This is a genomic window from Blautia sp. CAG:257 (genome assembly GCF_000433815.1).
In the GTDB taxonomy this organism is placed as follows: Bacteria; Bacillota; Clostridia; order Lachnospirales; family Lachnospiraceae; genus Blautia_A; species Blautia_A caecimuris.
The window spans coordinates 1-20,690 of the sequence record NZ_HF998999.1; the positions used below are offsets into that span (position 1 = coordinate 1).

19 protein-coding genes, 1 other RNA gene and 1 pseudogene are annotated in these 20,690 nt (G+C 45.1%); 18 read left to right on the forward strand and 3 right to left on the reverse strand.

Features of this window, described 5'->3' with window-relative positions:
- From QVP40_RS02325 to QVP40_RS02345, 5 genes and pseudogenes are all read left to right on the forward strand, one after another.
- Positions 1–191, forward strand: a pseudogene (locus tag QVP40_RS02325) (ABC transporter ATP-binding protein); the annotation flags it as partial.
- A complete protein-coding gene (locus QVP40_RS02330) occupies positions 175–2,697 on the forward strand; it encodes an ABC transporter permease (protein ID WP_022066892.1) in 2,523 nt (840 codons plus the stop codon). The pseudogene QVP40_RS02325 and the gene QVP40_RS02330, both read left to right, overlap by 17 nt.
- Positions 2,698–2,768: 71 nt before the next feature.
- The gene (locus QVP40_RS02335) at positions 2,769–3,449 is read left to right on the forward strand and encodes a response regulator transcription factor (RefSeq protein WP_138271103.1); all 681 of its coding nucleotides are present in this window, start codon (positions 2,769–2,771) and stop codon (positions 3,447–3,449) included.
- Complete coding sequence (locus tag QVP40_RS02340; protein WP_022066894.1) at positions 3,446–4,381, forward strand: sensor histidine kinase; 936 nt, start codon at positions 3,446–3,448, stop codon at positions 4,379–4,381. The genes QVP40_RS02335 and QVP40_RS02340 overlap by 4 nt, the downstream gene beginning before the upstream one ends.
- A 161-nt stretch (positions 4,382–4,542) precedes the next feature.
- Positions 4,543–5,952 carry a DUF6128 domain-containing protein gene (locus QVP40_RS02345; RefSeq protein ID WP_022066895.1) on the forward strand — a complete coding sequence of 470 codons (1,410 nt, stop codon included), beginning with the start codon at positions 4,543–4,545 and terminating at the stop codon, positions 5,950–5,952.
- Here the strand turns inward: QVP40_RS02345 and QVP40_RS02350 are convergent.
- Positions 5,926–6,621 carry an anaerobic ribonucleoside-triphosphate reductase activating protein gene (locus QVP40_RS02350; protein WP_022066896.1) on the reverse strand — a complete coding sequence of 232 codons (696 nt, stop codon included), beginning with the start codon at positions 6,619–6,621 and terminating at the stop codon, positions 5,926–5,928. The genes QVP40_RS02345 and QVP40_RS02350 overlap by 27 nt on opposite strands.
- 193 nt (positions 6,622–6,814) lie before the next feature.
- Between QVP40_RS02350 and tadA the strand changes: the two genes are divergently transcribed.
- Both tadA and QVP40_RS02360 read left to right on the forward strand, forming a co-directional pair.
- Complete coding sequence (gene tadA / locus QVP40_RS02355; RefSeq protein WP_022066897.1) at positions 6,815–7,297, forward strand: tRNA adenosine(34) deaminase TadA; 483 nt, start codon at positions 6,815–6,817, stop codon at positions 7,295–7,297.
- 114 nt (positions 7,298–7,411) lie between these two features.
- Positions 7,412–7,849, forward strand: coding sequence for a GatB/YqeY domain-containing protein (locus tag QVP40_RS02360; protein WP_022066898.1), 438 nt, complete (start codon positions 7,412–7,414; stop codon positions 7,847–7,849).
- A 73-nt stretch (positions 7,850–7,922) separates the two neighbouring features.
- On the opposite strand, the gene ffs is transcribed toward QVP40_RS02360, so the two are convergent.
- Positions 7,923–8,184: signal recognition particle sRNA large type (gene ffs, locus QVP40_RS02365), an RNA gene on the reverse strand.
- 134 nt (positions 8,185–8,318) lie between these two features.
- Between ffs and QVP40_RS02370 the strand changes: the two genes are divergently transcribed.
- The 8 genes from QVP40_RS02370 to QVP40_RS02405 all read left to right on the forward strand — a co-directional run bounded on the left by QVP40_RS02370 (position 8,319) and on the right by QVP40_RS02405 (position 16,183).
- A complete protein-coding gene (locus tag QVP40_RS02370) occupies positions 8,319–9,401 on the forward strand; it encodes a 6-phosphofructokinase (RefSeq protein WP_022066899.1) in 1,083 nt (360 codons plus the stop codon).
- Positions 9,402–9,512: 111 nt separating this feature from the next.
- Positions 9,513–11,126, forward strand: a complete 1,614-nt coding sequence (gene dnaX / locus QVP40_RS02375) for a DNA polymerase III subunit gamma/tau (protein WP_022066900.1) — start codon at positions 9,513–9,515, stop codon at positions 11,124–11,126.
- Between the two features lie 104 nt (positions 11,127–11,230).
- On the forward strand, positions 11,231–11,587 hold the full coding sequence (locus QVP40_RS02380; RefSeq protein ID WP_022066901.1) for a YbaB/EbfC family nucleoid-associated protein: 357 nt from the start codon (positions 11,231–11,233) through the stop codon (positions 11,585–11,587).
- Complete coding sequence (recR, locus tag QVP40_RS02385; protein ID WP_022066902.1) at positions 11,587–12,183, forward strand: recombination mediator RecR; 597 nt, start codon at positions 11,587–11,589, stop codon at positions 12,181–12,183. Before QVP40_RS02380 ends, recR begins: the two co-directional genes overlap by 1 nt.
- A 42-nt stretch (positions 12,184–12,225) precedes the next feature.
- The gene (locus QVP40_RS02390; protein ID WP_022066903.1) at positions 12,226–13,317 is read left to right on the forward strand and encodes a LacI family DNA-binding transcriptional regulator; all 1,092 of its coding nucleotides are present in this window, start codon (positions 12,226–12,228) and stop codon (positions 13,315–13,317) included.
- A gap of 257 nt (positions 13,318–13,574) precedes the next feature.
- Positions 13,575–14,231: a fructose-6-phosphate aldolase gene (fsa, locus tag QVP40_RS02395; protein WP_022066904.1), complete on the forward strand. Its 657-nt coding sequence runs from the start codon at positions 13,575–13,577 to the stop codon at positions 14,229–14,231.
- A 186-nt stretch (positions 14,232–14,417) separates the two neighbouring features.
- A complete protein-coding gene (locus tag QVP40_RS02400) occupies positions 14,418–15,257 on the forward strand; it encodes a transketolase (RefSeq protein WP_022066905.1) in 840 nt (279 codons plus the stop codon).
- Positions 15,245–16,183: a transketolase family protein gene (locus QVP40_RS02405; RefSeq protein WP_022066906.1), complete on the forward strand. Its 939-nt coding sequence runs from the start codon at positions 15,245–15,247 to the stop codon at positions 16,181–16,183. The genes QVP40_RS02400 and QVP40_RS02405 overlap by 13 nt, the downstream gene beginning before the upstream one ends.
- Here the strand turns inward: QVP40_RS02405 and yyaC are convergent.
- Positions 16,167–16,733: a spore protease YyaC gene (gene yyaC / locus QVP40_RS02410; RefSeq protein ID WP_022066907.1), complete on the reverse strand. Its 567-nt coding sequence runs from the start codon at positions 16,731–16,733 to the stop codon at positions 16,167–16,169. The genes QVP40_RS02405 and yyaC overlap by 17 nt on opposite strands.
- Before the next feature lie 160 nt (positions 16,734–16,893).
- On the opposite strand from yyaC, the gene QVP40_RS02415 reads away from it, so the two are divergent.
- The 3 genes from QVP40_RS02415 to QVP40_RS02425 all read left to right on the forward strand — a co-directional run bounded on the left by QVP40_RS02415 (position 16,894) and on the right by QVP40_RS02425 (position 20,413).
- Positions 16,894–18,330, forward strand: coding sequence for a LysM peptidoglycan-binding domain-containing protein (locus tag QVP40_RS02415; protein WP_022066908.1), 1,437 nt, complete (start codon positions 16,894–16,896; stop codon positions 18,328–18,330).
- 178 nt (positions 18,331–18,508) lie between these two features.
- Positions 18,509–19,693: a DUF5711 family protein gene (locus QVP40_RS02420; protein ID WP_022066909.1), complete on the forward strand. Its 1,185-nt coding sequence runs from the start codon at positions 18,509–18,511 to the stop codon at positions 19,691–19,693.
- Positions 19,694–19,699: 6 nt separating this feature from the next.
- On the forward strand, positions 19,700–20,413 hold the full coding sequence (locus tag QVP40_RS02425; RefSeq protein ID WP_288200235.1) for a CvpA family protein: 714 nt from the start codon (positions 19,700–19,702) through the stop codon (positions 20,411–20,413).
- The last annotated feature ends 277 nt before the right edge of the window (positions 20,414–20,690 follow it).

Here is a 20,690-nt window from a genome sequence, read left to right on the forward strand (position 1 = left end):
AACCTACAGGAAATCTTGATTCCAGAACCAGCGCGGAGGTGATAGGACTTTTGCAGATGACCAACAGGGAGTTTAACCAGACAATTATTATGATTACCCATAATGAGGAAATTGCCCAGCTGGCAGACCGCATCATCCATCTGGAGGACGGAAGGGTAGTGGGAGGTGATATCCATGTTTCAGAATACTAATAAGGAAGTATTAAAGGAGCTGGCAAAGGATAATTACACCTCTCATAAAAGCAGAAACCGTATTGCCATTCTGGCCATTGCTCTGACTACTCTTCTGATCACAGCAGTGTGGACAGTGGGGATCAGTATGATTTCTACCATCAGTAATTATGGAGAATCCGCTCCCGGTCCGGGCTGTGAAGGCAATATCAACGGCACGGAGGAAACACGGGATAAGCTTAAGGAGCTGCCGCAGATCCAGTGGGCGGACATGGCAAGGGAATGCAGCAGAGCCGGACTTCACAATCAGGAGTTTTCGGGAATGGACGTGCGGCTTCTGGCGCCGGATGAGGCATATTTTGAACACAATTTTGTAGAGCTGGCTGAAGGCAGATTTGCACAGAATGCAAATGAAATCGTGATTTCTGATACCATGGCAGAACATCTGGGGCTTGAAAGGATTGTGGGCAGTCAGCTGGAGCTTCTGGTGATGATCGGCACAGATGAGGAAATGGCGGAAACGCCAATAACATTTACTGTTACCGGATACTATAAAAATCCTCTGATCAATATCAGTGAGATTTATGATGAGATTTATACAGCACCTGAATTTATCGGTCAGTATAATCCTGCAATGGAAAAAATCCCTCAGAAGATTTATGTGAAGCTGAACAACCTGAATCCTCTTCTTCTGAAAACAGATGTTATGGATAAACTGCAGGAAGCCTGCGATCTGGCAGGGGGAACCGGAATCGGAACAAAGAATACTAACAGTATGAGCAATATGCTGTTCAGTGTAGGACCGGCAGTGCTGTTTGTGTTATTTATTATTTTAAGCGGTTATTTCCTGATCTACAATGTATTTTATATTTCTGTATCCTCTGATATCCGCTGGTTTGGCATGATGAAAACTATTGGAACTACAGCAAGGCAGCTGAAGACTGTGCTGATGCAGCAGATCCGGCGTCTGGCAGTAATTGGCATCCTGATCGGAATCGTTCTTGGCTATATTGTGGGAAATCTGATCGGTCCGGGAGTGATGGCGCAGACCATGTATGCCATGTTTTATAAAGCGCCCAATGTTCTGGTGATCTTTATTCTGGGAGCCGGATTTTCCTGGTTTACTGTATATATCAGCGCATTGAAGTCTCTGAAGCTGGCCTGCCGCATCTCTCCGGTAGAGGCGGCTAGATTTGCCCCAAAAAAGAAGAAAAATCTGTTTACCATTCTTTCCTTTGCGTTAAGCGGAATGATCTTTCTGGTTTCCTGTAATGCGGCTCTGGGATTTTCCGTAGATCATATGGTGGAGCGCTATAATATGAATGATGCGCGGATTATTCATGAGGGATCAGGCTGGAGCCTGGAAGAGCCCTATCAGCCTGTTTCAGAAGAGCTGCCGGATAAAATTGCAGACCTTCCTTTTGTGACGGATGTGAATGTAGTGTATCAGGCAAGAATGATGCCGGATTATGAGGAAACAACAGTGGGCAGACTTTATCTGCCGTCTCAGGCAGAAGTATCTCTGGACGGTCCGTTAAAAAATGAAATGGAATTTTTTGCAAACAGTGATAAATTTATGAGTACCTATGGAGATATGGAGCTTCAGGAACAGGCAAAGAATAATCGCTGGAGGCTGAGTGTAAAAGGGATTCCTGCAGAGCTGATCCAGCAGGAACTTGCATGTGATGGTGCTTTTGAGGGAACTGTGGATGTAGATAAATTTGCTGCAGGAGAAGGCATTATATGGTTAGCTCCGGACAGTCAGGAAGTCATGGGAAGAGATTTTAAGGACAGCGTACACCCAGGAGATGCAGCAATCATTGGATTTTATGATAATCAGGGAAATTATTCTGAAAAAGAAATGACAGTTCTGGCAGTGTGCGAAAAGCGGAGTATGTTCGGAACCAGTGATATTAGAAGCGGAAATATTATTTTATCCGACATTCTGTTTAAAAATCTGTACCCGGATTATGACCAGAGGATCAGTAACATTCAGATCGATACGGAGGAGGAGATTACAGAGGAACAGAATCAGCAGATCAACAGTCTTATGGCTGCGGAATACAATCCTCAGCTGAAGATGGAGTCCCGATATATGACCAGAGTGCAGATGGAAACTCAGAAACAGACGTTCCAGCTGATCGGTTTTCTGCTGGCAGGACTTCTGGGGATCATAGGAGTTTCCAATCTGGTCAATACAATCACTTCGGATGTGTTTTCCAGAAAGATAGAGCTGGCTGCAATGCAGTCCATTGGCATGACAAAGAGGCAGCTGTGGGCAATGCTTCTGAAAGATACACTGAAATTTATGAGTGTATCTGTGGCTCTTATGCTCCTGTCCGGCAGTATTATGTCCTATCTTGTAACGCAGCATGCCCTGTTTACGGGATTTAATCCGGGATTGTTCCTGACATCGGCTGCTGTTCTTATGCTTCTGGTTATTATGATCTGCATTTTTATGACCTGGCTGCTGGTCAAGGTACTGAACAAAAAATCTATTGTTGAAAGATTGAGGGAAATTGAGTAAGATAAACACAGTATTGTGAAGAATGTGCGGAAAACGAGGAGCTGGCTGTGCTCTTTGGACAGGAGAAAACAATGGATACAAAAATTTTGCTGGTAGAGGACGATACCATGCTGAATGAGGGCATTGTCTATGCTCTCCGAAAAAAGGAATATCTGGTATACAGCGCAAAAAATATAGAGGAAGCGTCAGGCTATATGAATCAGCCGGTAAGTCTGGTAATTCTGGACATCAACCTGCCGGATGGGGACGGGAGAATGTTTTTGAAACACATCCGGCAGAGTAATACGGTTCCGGTATTGCTTCTGACCGCCCGGGATACAGAGGCGGATATGCTGCAGGGATTTGACGCAGGGTGCGACGACTACGTGACAAAGCCATTTTCCATGGCTGTGCTGCTTCGGAGGATTGAAGTGCTTCTGAAACGAGCGGAAAATACAGACAGCAGATTTTATTATTCCGGTGCGCTGGCCTATGACTTTGATGGAAAACAGCTGAGAAAGAACGGGCAGGAGGTAAAACTGACTGCCACGGAAATCCGTCTTCTGGAAGCCTTTCTGGCTCACCGGAATCAGGTGCTCACAAGAGAACAGCTGCTGGCTATGGTGTGGGATACCTATGAGAATTATGTGGATGAAAAAACACTGAATGTAAACGTGCGGAGACTAAGGGGAAAAATAGAGGACAATCCTCAGGAACCGGATCACATCAGGACAGTTTTTGGCATTGGATACAAATGGAGTGACCGGATATGAGAGACACAGTGACTGTGCTGCTTTTTGTTATCATCTGTCTTCTGACTGCAGCCCTTGTTTTTCTGGTATATAAATACAAAAAAATGGAAAAGATGGCAGATAAAACAATGGCTCAGATGGATGATATGATGGAGCAGCTGATATTGGGACGGGAAGTAAAATATTTTTCCGAGAATGAAGATACCCTGCCTGGCAAATTTCAGTCCCAGGCAGGGCGTCTTTATGAGATCCACAGAGCGCAGGAGGAAAGAGAAAAGCTGCTCAGGGATCAGATCAGCAGCTCGGTCAGCGACCTGGTGCATCAGATCAATACGCCCATTGCAAATATTAAAATGTACAGTGAATTTTTAAGAGAAGATTCTCTGACAACGGAGGAATACCGACATTTTGCAGATAATCTGGATCGTCAGGCCCGGAAACTGAGCTGGCTGGGAGAAGGCTTTGCCAAAATCTCCCGTATGGAAACAGGGATTATTTCCCTGAAACCGGAGATTCAGCCGGTGCTTCCGGTGATCCTGGAGGCCGTGGATCAGGCAGCGTTAAAGGCGGAGCAGCACGGAAATGATATCCGGCTTAAGGGAGATCAGAAGCTGAAAGCCTGTCTGGATCGCAGATGGACGGAGGAGGTGTTTTTTAATCTTCTGGACAATGCTGTGAAATACAGTGATCCGGGAAGCGTGATTCTTGTGGAGCTTCTGGAATATGAAATGTATATTCGGATCAATGTATGCAGCCATGGAACAAAGGTGGAGCGGGAAGAATTTGCCAGAGTATTTCAGAGATTTTACCGTGGAAAGAACGCGGAAGATCAGGAGGGAGTAGGTCTTGGCCTGTATCTTGCCCGTGAGATCATAAGAGGCCAGCGGGGCTATATGAAAGGGGAATACGACCCGGAAAAAGGCAATGTCTTCAGCGTGTTTTTGTGCCGATGAAACCAAGTAAGACCATTATAGCTGAAAAAACAATGGAAATGTCATGCACATTGGCAGATAAATTTCCAGATGGCGCAGAACTGGATGAAGTTAAGGGGCAGGGTCTTTTTTTGTATAAAATACATATACATTAATGAAATGAGAGGCCAGGAGGAAATCCTTTGAGTGGATATCGGCGTTTTGTTGCATATGTATATGAATATCAAAAAGGAAAAAAAGGAAGGAACTGCGGGTTTATCCGGGTGGAGGCAAAGGAACAGGTATGCAGAATGGAGGCGCATATTCTTTGTCCGGGCCTTACTCCTGATGTAAAGTGCGAAATCTTTGGATTCACCCGTAAGACAGGGCTGCTGGATGGAGTGCTGCTGGGATCCTGCATGACAGAAGACAGCAGGGCTGACTGCATTCTGGAGACTGAACGGAATCATATGGGCGGAAGCGCCATGACCTTGGAGAATATGGGGGGAATGATCCTTCTTACGGAAAACGGGGCGTTTTTTGGGACAGAATGGGATGATAAACCTATTCGTCCGGAGAATTTCCGCAGAGTAAAGGAAGAAAAAACAGAGAATAAAAGCTCAGATAAAGAAATTGATCCGCAAAACAGTACCATTAACAGAGAATCATCAGAAGAGCCTACTGAAGAAGTGAAATCAGAAGAGGAGCATGTTTTTGGGGAAACAAAATCTGAGGAAGAAATGCAGAACCCCTTAATGAAAGATGATCATAATTGCAGGGAAATGCATGATCCGGAAACTGCATCGGAAGAAAAAATACAGAGAAACCAGCAGGAAGAGATAAATGCTGAGCTGAAGAAAGATTCAGAAAATAAAATTACGGAAAGAAAACAGAAAAATCAATCAGAAGAAAACGATATCTCAGAGATCCACCGGAATTTGGAAACAAAAAATACAGTAAAATCAGAGGAAGAGAATAACATTTATAAGAAAATGGGAAATTCGGGCATCAGAGCCGGGGTGGAATCAGTGGAAAGTCAGCCGCAGGAAGACAATGCCTGTCAGATATCTCAGAATATGGGAATAAAAACTGCAGAAGAAGTACAGGAGGAGGCGCAGAAGGATAAAACAAGTGAAAAAAATCCTGATGCATCAGAAAATAATTTAAAACAGGAGACGATAACGGCAGAAGGGGATGACATTCATACAGAGTATCTGACATCTCAATCAGTAGCTGCCTGCAATCAGGAGATGACCAAAGCAAAAGAGAAATCGCTTTCTTTCGGAGAGCCGTTCAATGCTTTTGGTGATGGAGAGATCTGCCACTGCCGCAAAATACAGCCGGCAGATCTCTGTCATTTTCATCCCAGAGACTGTGCACTTCGGAATAATCGCTTTCTGCAGTACGGATTTTATAATTTCGGCCATTTGCTGATAGGAAAAAACAGTTCCGGACATTACATACTGGGAGTGCCTGGAGGCTATGATCAGCAGGAGCGATTTATGTCAAATATGTTTGGTTTCCCATATTTTAAAGAAAGCAGACAGATTCAGCTTCCTAAAAGCAGAGGCGGATACTGGTACCGTTTAATCAATCCCCCGAAGTTCTACTAAAGGAATGGTCTGCATCAGAATCTGGCGGAAATGTTCCAGCTCCTTATAAGAGAAGCTGCTGAATCCAGGCTGCAGAACTTCTTCTGAGTCTCTGTATGCCTGGAGATAATAGGCTTTTGCTCCGGAAAGCCATTTTCCGATAGCGACAAAATCCTGTTCGGAATGAAGCTCTTTTACCACGGTTGTACGAAATTCGTAGTCCAGGGTTCCGTTTATGAGAAAATCAACAGTTTCTTTAATGGCATCAAGATCAGGGTGAAGGAGCCCGCAAAGTGAAGGATAATTAGCAGGACAGGCCTTAATATCTACGGCAGCCATCTGAATCAGTCCTTCCCCGGCAAGTGTTTTCAGAAGATCGGGGCGTGTACCGTTGGTGTCCAGCTTTATGGGATATCCAAGAGCGCGGATTTCAGCCAGAAATTCAGGAAGATCAGGGGAAAGAGTAGGTTCACCGCCAGTGACACACACACCTTCCAGGATTCCCCGGCGTTTTTTTAAAAAGGACAGAACTTCTTCAACAGAAAGTTCCGGTTGTGAGGAAGGGTTCAGCACCAGACCGCTGTTCTGGCAGAAAGGACAGCGGAAATTACACCCTCCCAGAAAAATTGTGGCTGCCACCCGTCCGGGATAGTCAAGAAGAGTCGTTTTATTTAAACCATATATTTTCATTAAAGAACCTCCGATTCTGAAATCAACAATGAATAATAGAAGGACCTGCTCTTTTATTTTAGATTTTTCACATTGATTTTGCAATGACCATTTACTATAATAAACACAGAAAAAGAGAGTTATGTTTTTGTTCCTGCAGAATTATTGTATAACGTATTTTGATCTATCATTAACCAGGAGAGGAGCGGCTTAAGTGACAGAAGAAGAACGTTTTATGAAAGAAGCCATCCGGCAGGCAAAAAAAGCCTGGGCTCTGAAAGAGGTTCCTATCGGATGTGTAATTGTATCAGATGGAAAAATCATTGCCAGAGGATACAACCGGAGAAATACAGATAAAAATACTCTTTCCCATGCAGAACTGAATGCCATCAGAAAAGCAAGCAAAAAGCTTGGGGACTGGAGACTTGAGGGATGCACCATGTATGTGACTCTGGAGCCATGCCAGATGTGCGCAGGAGCTCTTGTCCAGTCGAGAATCGATGAGGTTGTGATCGGAAGTATGAATCCAAAGGCAGGCTGCGCAGGATCGGTTCTGAACCTTCTGGAAGTGGAGGGCTTTAACCATAAGGTAAAAATTACAAAAGGGATTCTGCAGGAGGAGTGCTCTTCTATGCTTTCGGAATTTTTTCGGGAACTGCGTCAGGAGAAGAAGCTGAAAAAAGAAGAAAAAAGCTGAAGCGGTTTTTATAAAGGCAGAGGAAAAAGATATACGGAATGAGTATTGTTCTATCGTAAGACAACGGAGAAATCCGGGAAAACTATAACAATAAGATTTAAGGAGGAATTTGCAATGCAGTTAGAAACTTTAAGAAAAGACATGGTAGCAGCTATGAAAGCAAAAGATAAGGTGACAAAAGAAGCGGTTTCTTCCCTGATTGCGGCGGCAAAAAAGGTGGCAATCGACGAGGGATGCCGGGATGATATTCCGGAAGAGCTGGTAGACCGCGTAATCCTTAAGGAACTGAAAACAGTAAAAGAGCAGCTGGATACCTGTCCGGAGAACAGAGAAGACCTCAGATCAGAGTATCAGGCAAGATATGACGTCATTGCAAAATACGCGCCTCAGCAGATGAGCGAGGAAGAAATCCGCGGGTATCTGGAGGATAAATTTGCAGAAGTTCTTGCAACAAAAAACAAAGGCCAGATCATGAAGGCTGTGATGGGCGATCTGAAAGGAAAGGCTGACGGAAAGCTGATCAATAAAGTGGTGGCAGACATCTGCCGGTAAATGGGAAACTGGCAAACACAAAAAAAGGAGTTCCTGCAATCTGCATGGAACTCCTTAAAATATTCATTTTTTTACGCGCGCCGCACCTCGAAATGTACTCACAGACGTTACCTTTACAGCCAGCTCGGCCCAGGCACCCTCACGGCACACAAGAGCGTCCGCTTAGTGCTGCTGCATTCCTGCCCTGACACGGTTCACGGATTCCTGTTGCGTGAGACCCAGACGTCAGCGCCGCTTATAAAGGGCAGCTCTGCAAAATACAAGCCTCAGATTGGCATCACCCCTGCTGTAGCGGATTGCAGGTACAGGGCACCGCTAACTCCCCGGCTGCGCGGAATTTAAGTATAGACGATTTTTGGAGTCTTGTCAAGTGGGCCCCGGATATTATATAATGATAAAGAACTATAGTTACTGGGAACGGGGTGAACAGTAACAATTCAATTACCAAAAGAAGCGGGGTGTGTCTATTATGATTAAAAGAATTGGATTGCTGACAAGCGGCGGAGACTGCCAGGCATTGAACGCTACCATGCGGGGTGTTGTAAAGGCTCTGTCCAATGCTGTGGATGATCTGGAGGTTTATGGATTTGACGATGGATATAAAGGTCTGATCTACGGTAAATACCGCATGCTGACTGCAAAGGATTTTTCCGGAATCCTGACACAGGGAGGAACGATTCTGGGAACCTCACGCCAGCCTTTTAAACTGATGAGAGTTCCGGATGAAAAGGGCCTGGACAAGGTAGAGGCAATGAAGCAGACTTATTATAAGCTGTGTCTTGACTGTCTGGTGATCCTGGGAGGAAACGGAACCCAGAAAACAGCAAACCTTCTGAGAGAAGAAGGGCTGAATGTGATTCATCTTCCAAAGACCATTGACAATGATATTTTCGGCACAGATATGACCTTCGGATTTCAGAGCGCCGTGGAGATTGCCACCAATGCCATTGACTGCATCCATACAACAGCAACCTCTCATGGACGGGTGTTTATTGTGGAGATCATGGGACATAAAGTGGGAAGTCTGACGCTTCACGCAGGACTGGCCGGCGGAGCAGATATTATTCTGATCCCGGAGATTCCATATGATATTAAGAAGGTAACAGAAGCCATTCAGAAAAGAAATAAAGCGGGCAAGAGGTTTACGATCCTTGCAGTTGCCGAGGGAGCTATTTCCAAGGAAGACGCCAAGCTGCCCAAAAAGAAATATAAAGAAAAGCTGGAGGCCAGAGCCAGGAAATATCCGTCAGTTTCCTATGAGATTGCTGATGAGATCTTTAAGGAAATCGGCAGTGAGGTCCGGGTAACTGTTCCGGGACATATTCAGAGAGGCGGACAGCCCTGTCCTTATGACCGTGTTCTTTCCACAAGGATCGGCGCCGGAGCAGCAGAAGCCATTCTGGACGAGGAGTACGGAATTATGATCGGTGTTGTAAACGGCAAGATCAAACGCGTTCCTCTGGCAGAATGTGCAGGTAAACTGAAAATGGTTTCACCGAAAGATCAGACGGTTAAGGCTGCCAAACAGATTGGAATCAGCTTTGGCGACTGACAGCTTATGTAACAGATATACAGGATAGCAATGAAGGGTGCTGCAGACTGCGCTGAGGTATTCTGCAGCATCCTTTTCATGCCCCGGGGCATCAGGAGAGGAGAATGACTTATGAGCTATACTGCCCTGTACCGTAAATTCAGGCCCGATAATTTTGATGATGTAAAAGGGCAGGATCATATTGTGACAACCCTGACAAACCAGATCAAGGCGAACCGTATCGGTCATGCCTATCTGTTTTGCGGAACAAGGGGAACCGGTAAAACAACAGTGGCAAAGATCCTTGCAAAGGCAGTCAACTGCCGGAATCCGGTAAACGGAAGTCCCTGTAATGAGTGTGAGATGTGCAGGGCGATCCAGGCCGGAACGTCCATGAATGTGATTGAGATCGATGCCGCTTCCAACAATGGTGTGGACAATATCCGTGAGATCCGTGAGGAAGTAACCTACCGTCCCACAGAGGGCAATTATAAGGTTTACATTATTGACGAGGTTCACATGCTTTCCACAGGCGCTTTTAACGCACTGCTGAAAACCCTTGAGGAGCCGCCTTCCTATGTGATTTTTATTCTTGCCACAACAGAAGCCCACAAGATTCCTATTACCATACTTTCCAGATGTCAGAGGTATGATTTTCACAGAATTACCATTGACACCATCGCTGCCCGGCTGACAGAGCTTCTGGAGGCAGAAGGCGTGGAGGCGGAGGAAAAAGCAGTGCGCTATGTGGCAAAGGCAGGAGACGGCTCCATGCGAGATGCTCTTAGCCTTCTGGATCAGTGTATTGCCTTTTATCTTGGACAGACCTTAACTTATGATAAGGTTCTGGAAGTTCTGGGGGCAGTGGATACAGAAGTGTTCAGTCAGCTTCTCAGGAAAGTGCTTTCCGGAGATGTGACAGGCTCTATTCACATTCTGGAGGAGCTGATCACAGGCGGCCGGGAACTGAGCCAGTTTGTGGGAGATTTTACCTGGTATATGCGAAATCTTCTTCTGGTAAAAACTTCGGAAAATCCTGAGGATGCCATTGATGTGTCCTCAGAAAATCTGAAGCTTCTGAAAGAAGAAAGCGAAATGACAGACGTGGACACTCTTATGCGGTATATCCGTATTTTTTCAGAGCTTTCCAATCAGATTCGCTTTGCCACCCAGAAAAGAGTTCTGGTGGAGATCGCACTGATCAAGCTCTGCCGTCCTGCAATGGAAACAAACCTGGATTCTGTGCTGGACCGTATTCGTGTTCTGGAACAGAGAATGGATGAGACTCCTGTGCAGCAGGTGATCGTTCAGCAGGCTTCGGGAAACGTTGGCGAAGGAAATCAAAGCGCTGCTCCGGAACAGAAAAAACCGCAGAAAGCAGCTCCGGAAGATCTGCAGAAGATTGTGGCAGGATGGAAGGTGATCGTGGGACAGACTACGGCAGCCTTTAAACAGGCCCTGCTGAAATCCATACCAAAATATAATGGAGAAACAGGAGAGCCTGTTCTGTATGTGGAGTTTCAGACTCCTCTGGGAAGAAACTATCCGGACGATTCTGACGCATGCCGGGAGCTGAAAGAGATTATTGAACGGCAGACAGGAAAAAGTGTGGAGCTTCACATGCTGGTGGCTGAGGATCATCAGCAGACCAATCTTTCAAAAATCACGGTAGATCAGGCGATCAGAGAAAATATTCATATGGACGTGATCATTGAGGAGGAACCGGAGGGGCTTTCCGGTCAATAGCCGGTTGGGCGCTGTAAGACCGCAAACATATTGACACAGTGGGAACAATAAAATATAGTAGAGAGCGTAGATATTTTTGTAATGAAAGTCAGGAGGATATAAACATGGCAAAACGCGGAGGTTTTCCGGGTATGGGAATGCCGGGAAACATGAATAATTTAATGAAGCAGGCGCAGAAAATGCAGCGTCAGATGGAAGAGAATCAGAAAGCTCTGGAAGAAAAAGAGTTTACTGCGGCAGCAGGCGGCGGAGCGGTAGAGGTAACCATTTCCGGTAAACGCGAGATCAAAAAGGTAACGCTTTCTGAGGAAGTGGTAGATCCGGATGATATTGAAATGCTGGAGGATCTGATCGTAGCAGCTACCAATGAAGCTCTCCGCAAAGTGGATGAGGAATCCAGCGCTGTAATGTCCAAACTTACAGGAGGTCTTGGGGGCCTGGGCGGAGGCCTTCCTTTCTGATGGAATATTACAGCACACATATTAATAAGCTGATCGAGCAGCTTTCACATCTTCCGGGCATTGGGGCCAAGTCTGCTCAGAGACTTGCTTTCCATATTATGAATATGCCCAAGGATCAGGTGGAGCAGCTTACTTCTTCCATTACAGGAGCCAGGGAAAAGGTCCGTTACTGCAAAAACTGCTGTACACTGACGGACCAGGAGCTTTGTCCCATCTGCAGCAATCCGCGCAGAGATCCGACAACGATCATGGTGGTGGAAAATACAAGGGATCTGGCCGCTTATGAGAAAACAGGAAAGTACGACGGCGTTTACCATGTGCTTCACGGGGCGATTTCTCCCATGCTCGGCATCGGGCCGGATGATATCCGTCTGAAGGAGCTGATGCAGAGACTCCAGAAGGATGTAAAGGAAGTGATCATTGCCACCAATTCAAGTCTGGAAGGGGAAACTACGGCAATGTATATCAGCAAGCTGATCAAGCCTACGGGCATTAAAGTCAGCCGGATCGCCAGTGGGGTTCCGGTAGGCGGCGATCTGGAATATATTGATGAGGTGACGCTTCTGCGGGCTCTGGAGGGAAGAGTGGAGCTCTGATCCGGAGCCCCGGAGATATCTGCAGAGAAAGAGTGAAAAACAGTGGGAAAAAAGAAAATAACTTCTTCTCAGGTGGCGGAAAGAGCAGGAGTTTCTCAGGCAACGGTTTCCATGATCCTGAACCGCAGAAATAATGTGTCTTTTTCAGCGGAAACAGTGGAGCGGGTAGAACAGGCTGCCAGAGAGCTGGGCTATGAGCTTCCCAGAAGGAGAAAAACAGGAGACAACAAAAAAGAAAAGCTGATCGTGGTGTTTTGTCCCACTTTGACCAGTCCTTATTATGTGCTTCTGCTTCAGGGCATCGAGGCTGTGGCAAATGAGAAGGGGTATGGTGTTTTTATCTGTAATACGCAGAGAGATGCTGTTCTGGAAGAAAAATATCTGCGAATGATCCGAACTATGCAGCCTCAGGGAATCATCTATACCTGCAACCCACATCCGGATTTTCAGAAAAAGGTTGAGGAAATGGCAAGGGAGGTTCCTCTTGTTATTATCAGTAATAAAGAAAAAACAACCACTGTGGACGCCATTAATCAGGATAATACTATGGTGGGAAGGCTGATGGCCCGCCATCTTCTGGATCTGGGACACAGGGATGTTGCTTTTATAACGCCTCCTCTGACAAAACGGCAGTGGCAGCGTTCCAGAAGGATAGACGGTTTTGTAAAAGAGTTTGAAAGAGAAGGGCTGAAAGGCCATGTGCTGATCAAGGCTGCAGATGAGTCTGTGGACCGTACCCTTCCCAGAATGGATTCAGAATATGCCATGGGATATCAGCTGACTATGGAGCTTCTGAAAGAGGGAAAATATTTTACTGCCATTGCCGGACAGAATGATATGATGGCTATTGGAGCCATTGACGCGCTGGAAAAATCCAGGATCCATGTACCAAAAGATGTATCTGTGATCGGCTGTGACAATATTTTTTATTCCGGAATCAGAAGGCTGTCTCTGACTACCATAGACCATTTTGTGGCATTGAAGGGCAGAGATGCCTGCGATATCATTATCCGAAAAATTACTACTAACGATCAGTTTTATACCGGACTTCAACCAACAAGTCTGTATAATATCGAGTATACGCCCAAGCTGATCGCACGAAAAACCACGGCATATGCCAGAATAAAAAAATAAATATCCTGTTAAAAATTATTATTAATAATTTTTAGCTGTTTCAATTCAGCGCAGAAGAAAAAAGGGATTTTTGCAAAAGACTTTTTTTATAAAGGACTGATATCCTGAAAAGTTATTAATAAAATAAGAAAATATTAACAAAAAAATTATTAATAAAAATCGTCTGCCTTGACCCATTGGGAGTTTTTGCTATAATGAAGCCATAAAGAACGTGATCCGTCGGTAAAATTGACGGCAGAACTCAGGAGGGAAAAAGAATGAAATTTTTTATTGACACAGCAAATGTAGAGGATATCCGTAAGGCAAATGACATGGGAATTATCTGTGGTGTTACCACAAATCCGTCTCTGATCGCAAAAGAGGGAAGAGATTTTAATGAGGTTATCAAAGAAATCACATCTATCGTAGACGGACCGATCAGCGGAGAAGTAAAAGCAACTACTACAGATGCGGAAGGAATGATAGCTGAAGGCCGGGAGATCGCAAAGATCCACCCGAATATGGTGGTTAAGATTCCGATGACAGGGGAAGGACTGAAGGCTGTTAAGGTTCTTTCAAAAGAAGGCATCAAAACAAATGTAACTCTGATCTTTACTGCAAATCAGGCGCTTCTGGCAGCAAGAGCCGGAGCAACCTATGTTTCTCCGTTCCTTGGAAGACTGGATGATATTTCCACAGACGGACTGGAGCTGATCCGTCAGATCGTTCAGATGTTTGAGGTTGCAGGTCTTGATACAGAAATCATCTGTGCAAGTGTGCGCCATCCTGTACATGTAACAGAATGTGCGCTTGCAGGAGCTGATATCGCCACTGTTCCGTATAAGGTTCTGGAGCAGATGCTTCATCATCCTCTGACTGATGCGGGAATCGTAAAATTCCAGGAAGATTACAGAGCTGTTTTTGGTGACAAATAGAATCTCAACGAATGCAGGCCAAAGGCGCTGTATGAGTTTGGTGAGAATTTGATTTAAAGAAACTGATACTGAATAAGACGAATATGGCGTGTGGATCCGGCTGGACAGGAAATAGCCCTGTGTGGGTACAAATGCGTTTTTTAGCAGAAGATGTCAGTTTCTTTATAAAGACAAAAGGAGAATATCATGAACAAATTAGAACTTCAGAAGATTGCAAACGAAGTCCGCAAAGACATCGTTACAGCAGTCCATGCTGCAAAAGCCGGCCATCCGGGCGGATCACTTTCTGCAGCAGATTTATTCACATATCTGTATTTTGAAGAACTGAACATTGACCCCAAGGAGCCGAAAAAGGCAGACCGCGACCGTTTTGTTCTTTCCAAAGGACACACAGCTCCGGGACTGTATTCTGTACTGGCTGAGAGAGGCTACTTCCCGAAGGAAGATTTAAAGACTCTCCGTCATCTTGGTTCCTATCTTCAGGGACATCCGGATATGAAGCATATTCCGGGCGTTGATATGTCAAGCGGATCTCTGGGACAGGGAATCTCTGCGGCAGTGGGCATGGCTCTTTCTGCAAAATTAAGCAATGATTCCTACAGAGTATACACTCTTCTTGGAGACGGAGAGATCCAGGAAGGCCAGGTCTGGGAGGCTGCCATGTTTGCGGGCCACAGAAACCTGGACAACCTTGTTGTGATCGTTGACAACAATGGACTTCAGATTGACGGTAAGGTAGATGACGTATGCTCTCCGTACCCGATTGACAAGAAGTTTGAAGCATTCAATTTCCATGTGATCAATGTGGAAGACGGAAACGATATGGACCAGCTGAAAGCAGCTTTCGATGAGGCAAGAACTGTAAAGGGAATGCCGGTTGCGATTATCATGAAAACAGTGAAGGGCAAAGGTGTTTCTTTCATGGAGAACCAGGCAGGATGGCATGGAAAAGCTCCGAATGATGACGAATACGCTCAGGCAATGGAAGATTTAGAAAAGGCAGGTGAAGCATTATGTCAGATGTAAAGAAAATCGCTACAAGAGCAAGCTATGGCGCTGCTCTGGTGGAACTTGGAAAAGAACATGAGGATCTTATTGTTCTGGATGCTGACCTTGCTGCAGCCACCCAGACTGCAATGTTCAAAAAAGAATTTCCGGAGCGTCATATTGACTGTGGTATCGCAGAGTGCAATATGGTAGGTATCGGAGCCGGACTTGCTTCTACAGGCAAAGTTCCTTTTGTCAGCACTTTTGCCATGTTTGCGGCAGGACGTGCATTTGAGCAGGTGCGCAACTCTGTAGGCTATCCGAAGCTGAATGTAAAGATCGGCGCAACTCACGGCGGAATTTCCGTAGGTGAGGACGGCGCAACTCATCAGTGCTGTGAGGATTTTGCCCTGATGAGAAGTATTCCGGGAATGGTTGTTGCTTCCCCGTCTGATGATATTGAGGCAAGAGCTATGGTAAAAGCTGCCTACGAGCATGTGGGACCAGTGTATATGCGCTTTGGCCGTCTTGCAGTTCCGGTGATCAATGACAGACCGGATTATAAATTTGAGCTTGGCAAAGGTATTGTTCTCCGTGAAGGAAAAGATCTGACGATCGTTGCAAACGGTCTCTGTGTTGCAGCATCACTGGAAGCAGCAGAAAAGCTTGCTGCAGATGGAATTGAAGCAAAGGTTATCAATATCCATACAATCAAGCCTCTTGATGAGGAGCTGATCGTTGCGGCAGCAAAAGAAACCGGAAAAGTGGTCACAGTTGAGGAACATTCTGTGATCGGCGGACTTGGCGGCGCAGTCTGCGAATGTCTGTCCGAAAAAGCGCCGGTTCCGGTTAAGCGTATCGGTGTCAATGATGTGTTCGGCGAGTCCGGCCCGGCTGTTGCTCTTCTTGAGAAATACGGTCTGGATGGAGAAGGCATTTATAAACAGATCAAAGCTTTTGTATAAAATATGATTCGTGCATGGCAGACGGGATCATTGCCAGGATTCCCTGAGTGATCTTGTCAGCCAGATGAATGACAGTAGACAGCCGGGTTGTCTGGAGAGTAAGCTGCTCCAGTAATCCGGCTGTATTTACGATTCCGGTTACATGGATGTCCCCTACAGGGGGCAGCTCTTTCTGAACCGCAGCACCCGGGTAAAGCGCGCCGTCTCCGATGGTTACGTAACCCAGGTGCTTTTTTTGTCCAAGAGAAGCGTCGATTGCAATCACAAGAGCTTCCGGATGGCTGAAGCAGATGTCCTGGCTTGCGCTGGTAAGGTTCAGGGCGTGTACAGGATGAGAAAGAGTTCCGTATACATGAACTTTTTCGGATGCATTGCAGAGAAGCTGCTGGCCTACATAGGGACCAAGGCAGTCTCCGGTGAGGCGGTCTGTGCCGATACACAGAAATACAAGCTCCTTCCAGTTTTTTCTGTGGTGAAGGATGCAGTTTTTTAGAAGAGAAGAGATTTCTCTGGCGGCTCCGGTTTTATTTGCGTCAATATAAAAAGTCATAGATTTTCCTCGCAGTGTTTGTCCTGATTTATTGTATCCGTCTGTGGAACAAATTATGCATGTGCGGAATATGTCGTTAAATTATGAGACAGGCATCTTACATTCTGCTAAAATCCGCATTTTTTATATGCTATTCTTGTACCCGAAGGGGTGATATATCATGATAGAAGTCATCTATAAAGATGAGAAACAGGAGGCAAAGGGCAACGAGAGTATATTTTCTGTGCCAAAGAATATACGTCAGATAGGTCAGGCCAGTGAGGATTACCGAATTTACATGGAAGACTATGTGTATACCTTTCTTGGAAGAACTGCCGGGGCAGGGGACATAAACGGGGAAGAGAAGAAATGTCTGGCGGTTTTGACCGGGGAAACAAAGTGGGCTTCAGGAATCACCTATATGTTTATCAGAGGGGCTCTGGATGTGGAGGCAGAGGATATTTCGGCTGAGCATATTGAGTTTACAGAAAAAATGTGGAAAAAAATACAGGAAGAAACAGAAAAATATTTTGAGGGTCAGGAGATTGTGGGATGGTTTTTTTCTCAGAGATCGATACCTCTGGAAGCCACAGAGCTTTTGAAACGGGTGCATCTGAAACATTTTGGCGGAGGAGAAAAGGTTCTGATGCTGATGGATCCGGCGGAACGGGAAGAGGTGTTTTTTCGGTACGAAAACAGTTTCCTTGTAAAGCAGAACGGATATTATCTTTACTATGAAAAGAATCCGCAGATGCAGTCGTATATGCTGGAAAAAAATCCGGAAGGAACAACGGACAGGCAGGAAGAGGTTCCGGATGAGGCAGTAAAAGCATTTCGGAGAATCATACAAAAAAAGAAGAGCGCAGAGGAAAAACAGACGGAGGAAACGGAAGAACGGACCTCTGTTTTTTCATATGCGGCTACAGCCTGTCTTGCTCTGGCTGTTGTGGCAGCAGGAATGAAGTTTTATCAGAATTATCAGTCTTTGCAGCAGGCAGATGTAAAGGCGGAAATGGCTGCATCTGTGATCGAGACGGGGCCTTCGGAATTTCCGGAAGAGATAAAGGAGAAAGCGGAGGTCACATCGGTCAGAACAGAGAGAGCAGATACGAGTGAAAAAGAAGTAAATGACGGTGAAAAATCCGGGGAAAGCAGAGAGAAAACAGAAGATTTTTCTGCGAGAAAAAATGGGACACAAGAAAATGCCTCGGGAAATACAGCGGAAATGAAAAAAGATGAGAAGGAAACTGTGCCTTCGGAAGCTGCTGAAACAGATGAGGAAACCTCCAACGAAAATGTCAAGTCTGAGCTGTCAGAGGAGGATCGGGCAATTTACAGAGAAGAATCAGACATGAGAAAGGCAGAAAGAAGAGTCCGTGAGTCCCGGGATACTGCCGGAAACCCGGATTCGGAAAAAGTAACAGAGACTGAAAATAATACACAGTCAGAGGAAGCATCAGCCGGGGGCACAACATATATTATACGTCCCGGAGATACTTTGTATCAGATCAGTGTGGAAAAATATGGAAGCATGGAAGCGGTTGCTGAAATATGCCGTGTGAACAACATGTCTGAAAGCGAGACCATTTATCCCGGACAAATAATTGTATTGCCCTGAGAAGTTTGCTATAATGTGACATATGAGAAGAGAGCAGAGGCGTTGCTGTGAACAAAGTGAGCAGTAACGGAGAGACTTCTCATATGTCAGTGAAAAGAACAGAGAGAGGACCCGAAAGGCAAGGTTTAGTATGTCCAATATATTTCAGAAATGGAGAAAAAAACGAAAGAGAGCCAAAATGATGGCTCAGAATGGGAAGCTGTCCCAGGATGTGGGAAGTGAAGAAGGATATAGAAGACAGCTTTCCATGCATAAAATTGCAGCAATGAAAAAAACAGTTCTTACTGTAGCGGTGGTAGCGGCAGCGGCAGTGGGACTGGTACTTTTTATAGAAAAGAGGAGCTACCGCACTTATGATATCATTCAGACAAGTGAACAGGAGGATATTGTTTCCACAAAGTATGAAGTGATGTCAGGAAAAATCCTGAGATACAGCCCGGATGGAGCGGCGCTGGTAAACAGTGAGATGGATGCATACTGGAGCAGTCTGTATGAAATGCAGAATCCTGTGGCTGATATCAGAGGTGACTGGGCAGTGATCGCAGATGTTGACGGAACATCCATGAAGATCTTTGACAAAGACGGAGAAGTGGGAAGTGTTACAACCTCATACAGCATTGTCAAGGCCAGGATATCGTCCAACGGTCTTGTTGCAGCCATATTGGATGGAGGAGATTCCACATGGATCAATTATTATGATTCGGATGGAAGCCTGATAGCAGAGAACCAGACACATGTGGAAGATCCCGGATATCCCATGGATGTGGCGGTTTCGGATAACGGCGAGATTATGATGGTGACATATCAGTTTATAGACGGAAGCGACACAACCAGTTATGTGGCCTTTTATAATTTTGGCGATGTAGGACAAAATGAAGATGACAGAATTGTAAGCGGCTATACATATGAGGGAGTTGTAATTCCGGAAATCAGATATTTTGATGCAGAACGGTCTGTTGCGCTTCGGGAAGACGGATTCACCGTATATAAAGGACGTCAGATTCCAAAGGAAAGCGTTACAGAGAAGGTGGACAAAGAAATTGTAAGTACGTTCTGTGATGACGACACCATAGGCATGGTGTTTAAAAACGGAAATAAAGACAAGCAGTATACCATGAAGGTATATTCCATTAACGGAAGCCTCCGGTTTACAAAGGATTTTAACATTCCCTATACCACTATAAAAATAAGCGGAGGAAACATTCTGCTTTATAATGATTCCCAGATCTGTGTAATGAACAGCAGAGGCGTGGAAAAGTACAGCGGTACAGTAGACGGAAGTATTAACAATTTTATTAAAATCGGCTGGAATCGTTATCTGCTGGTGCTTGACAGCGGGGTTAATGTGATCAAATTCAGTTAAAGGGGGATGAGGGCATTGACCTGGTTGGGAATCGTAGTGGCAGGAATTCTTCTGCTGACAGCTTATAAAGGCTTCAGGAGAGGCTTTATAAGAGAAATTGTGTCCTTCTTTTTTGTGTTCCTGGCTCTTGCGGTATCATGGGCGATTAATCCTTATGTTAATGAGTTTTTTATGGAAAACACACCTGTGTATGAAAAAATACAGGAAAGCTGTCAGAGCTTTGTGGAATCTCAGAAAAAACAGGAACTGACATCGCCGGGAGCTGAAGAGCAGACAGGCTTTATTGAGGGACTGGAATTACCGGAACTTTTGCAGAAAGGACTTGAATCAAATAATACAGCGGAGGTATATACCTATCTTGCAGTGGATTCATTTGGGGAATATATTTCAGAAGCCCTGGCAAGGATGATTGTAAATGGACTGTCCTTTTTTGTTTCTTATCTGCTGGCCTCGGTGATCCTGCGTCTTGGCACCTGGGTATTAAATCTTCTTGCCGGACTGCCTGTGCTGAAAAGTGCAAACAAACTGGCCGGAGGACTTGTAGGAGCGGTTAAAGGCGTGCTGTTTGTGTGGATCGCTTTTCTTGTACTGACGATTTTATGCAGTACATCTATAGGAAAAGAGGCTCTTGCGCTTATTGAAAAGGATGCCTTTCTCAATGTGCTGTATGAATATGATATTTTTGTAAATGTGTTCATGAGTATTTTTTATGGAATGTAACCTGAAAAAGTGAATCTGTTCAGGATAAAATGCCATTATCGCAGGTGATTTGGAATGTGTTTGCTCAAGCTGCTGCGAAAAGTGAGAATTTTAGCAACTTTTTTTATAGAACATAAAGAAAGTCCTTGACTTAGAAGGATATGGGTGCTATACTAAAGTCCGCTTCAAAAAAGAAGCGGGCTTTTATTTTTCCTGATTTAAGGAAAAATAAAAAAATGAAAAAACTTGTTGACAACCGATTGAAGATGTGGTAAAGTAAACAAGCTGTCAGCGAGAG

Bases quoted from the DNA above. Each gene is read 5' to 3' on its own strand.
- QVP40_RS02330 (WP_022066892.1), top strand. From the start codon at position 175: ATGTTTCAGAATACTAATAAGGAAGTATTAAAGGAGCTGGCAAAGGAT.
- QVP40_RS02335 (WP_138271103.1), top strand. From the start codon at position 2,769: ATGGATACAAAAATTTTGCTGGTAGAGGACGATACCATGCTGAATGAG.
- QVP40_RS02340 (WP_022066894.1), top strand. From the start codon at position 3,446: ATGAGAGACACAGTGACTGTGCTGCTTTTTGTTATCATCTGTCTTCTG.
- QVP40_RS02350 (WP_022066896.1), bottom strand. From the start codon at position 6,621: ATGAAAATATATGGTTTAAATAAAACGACTCTTCTTGACTATCCCGGA.
- QVP40_RS02360 (WP_022066898.1), top strand. From the start codon at position 7,412: ATGCAGTTAGAAACTTTAAGAAAAGACATGGTAGCAGCTATGAAAGCA.
- QVP40_RS02370 (WP_022066899.1), top strand. From the start codon at position 8,319: ATGATTAAAAGAATTGGATTGCTGACAAGCGGCGGAGACTGCCAGGCA.
- dnaX (WP_022066900.1), top strand. From the start codon at position 9,513: ATGAGCTATACTGCCCTGTACCGTAAATTCAGGCCCGATAATTTTGAT.
- QVP40_RS02380 (WP_022066901.1), top strand. From the start codon at position 11,231: ATGGCAAAACGCGGAGGTTTTCCGGGTATGGGAATGCCGGGAAACATG.
- recR (WP_022066902.1), top strand. From the start codon at position 11,587: ATGGAATATTACAGCACACATATTAATAAGCTGATCGAGCAGCTTTCA.
- fsa (WP_022066904.1), top strand. From the start codon at position 13,575: ATGAAATTTTTTATTGACACAGCAAATGTAGAGGATATCCGTAAGGCA.
- QVP40_RS02400 (WP_022066905.1), top strand. From the start codon at position 14,418: ATGAACAAATTAGAACTTCAGAAGATTGCAAACGAAGTCCGCAAAGAC.
- QVP40_RS02405 (WP_022066906.1), top strand. From the start codon at position 15,245: ATGTCAGATGTAAAGAAAATCGCTACAAGAGCAAGCTATGGCGCTGCT.
- yyaC (WP_022066907.1), bottom strand. From the start codon at position 16,733: ATGACTTTTTATATTGACGCAAATAAAACCGGAGCCGCCAGAGAAATC.
- QVP40_RS02415 (WP_022066908.1), top strand. From the start codon at position 16,894: ATGATAGAAGTCATCTATAAAGATGAGAAACAGGAGGCAAAGGGCAAC.
- QVP40_RS02420 (WP_022066909.1), top strand. From the start codon at position 18,509: ATGATGGCTCAGAATGGGAAGCTGTCCCAGGATGTGGGAAGTGAAGAA.
- QVP40_RS02425 (WP_288200235.1), top strand. From the start codon at position 19,700: ATGAGGGCATTGACCTGGTTGGGAATCGTAGTGGCAGGAATTCTTCTG.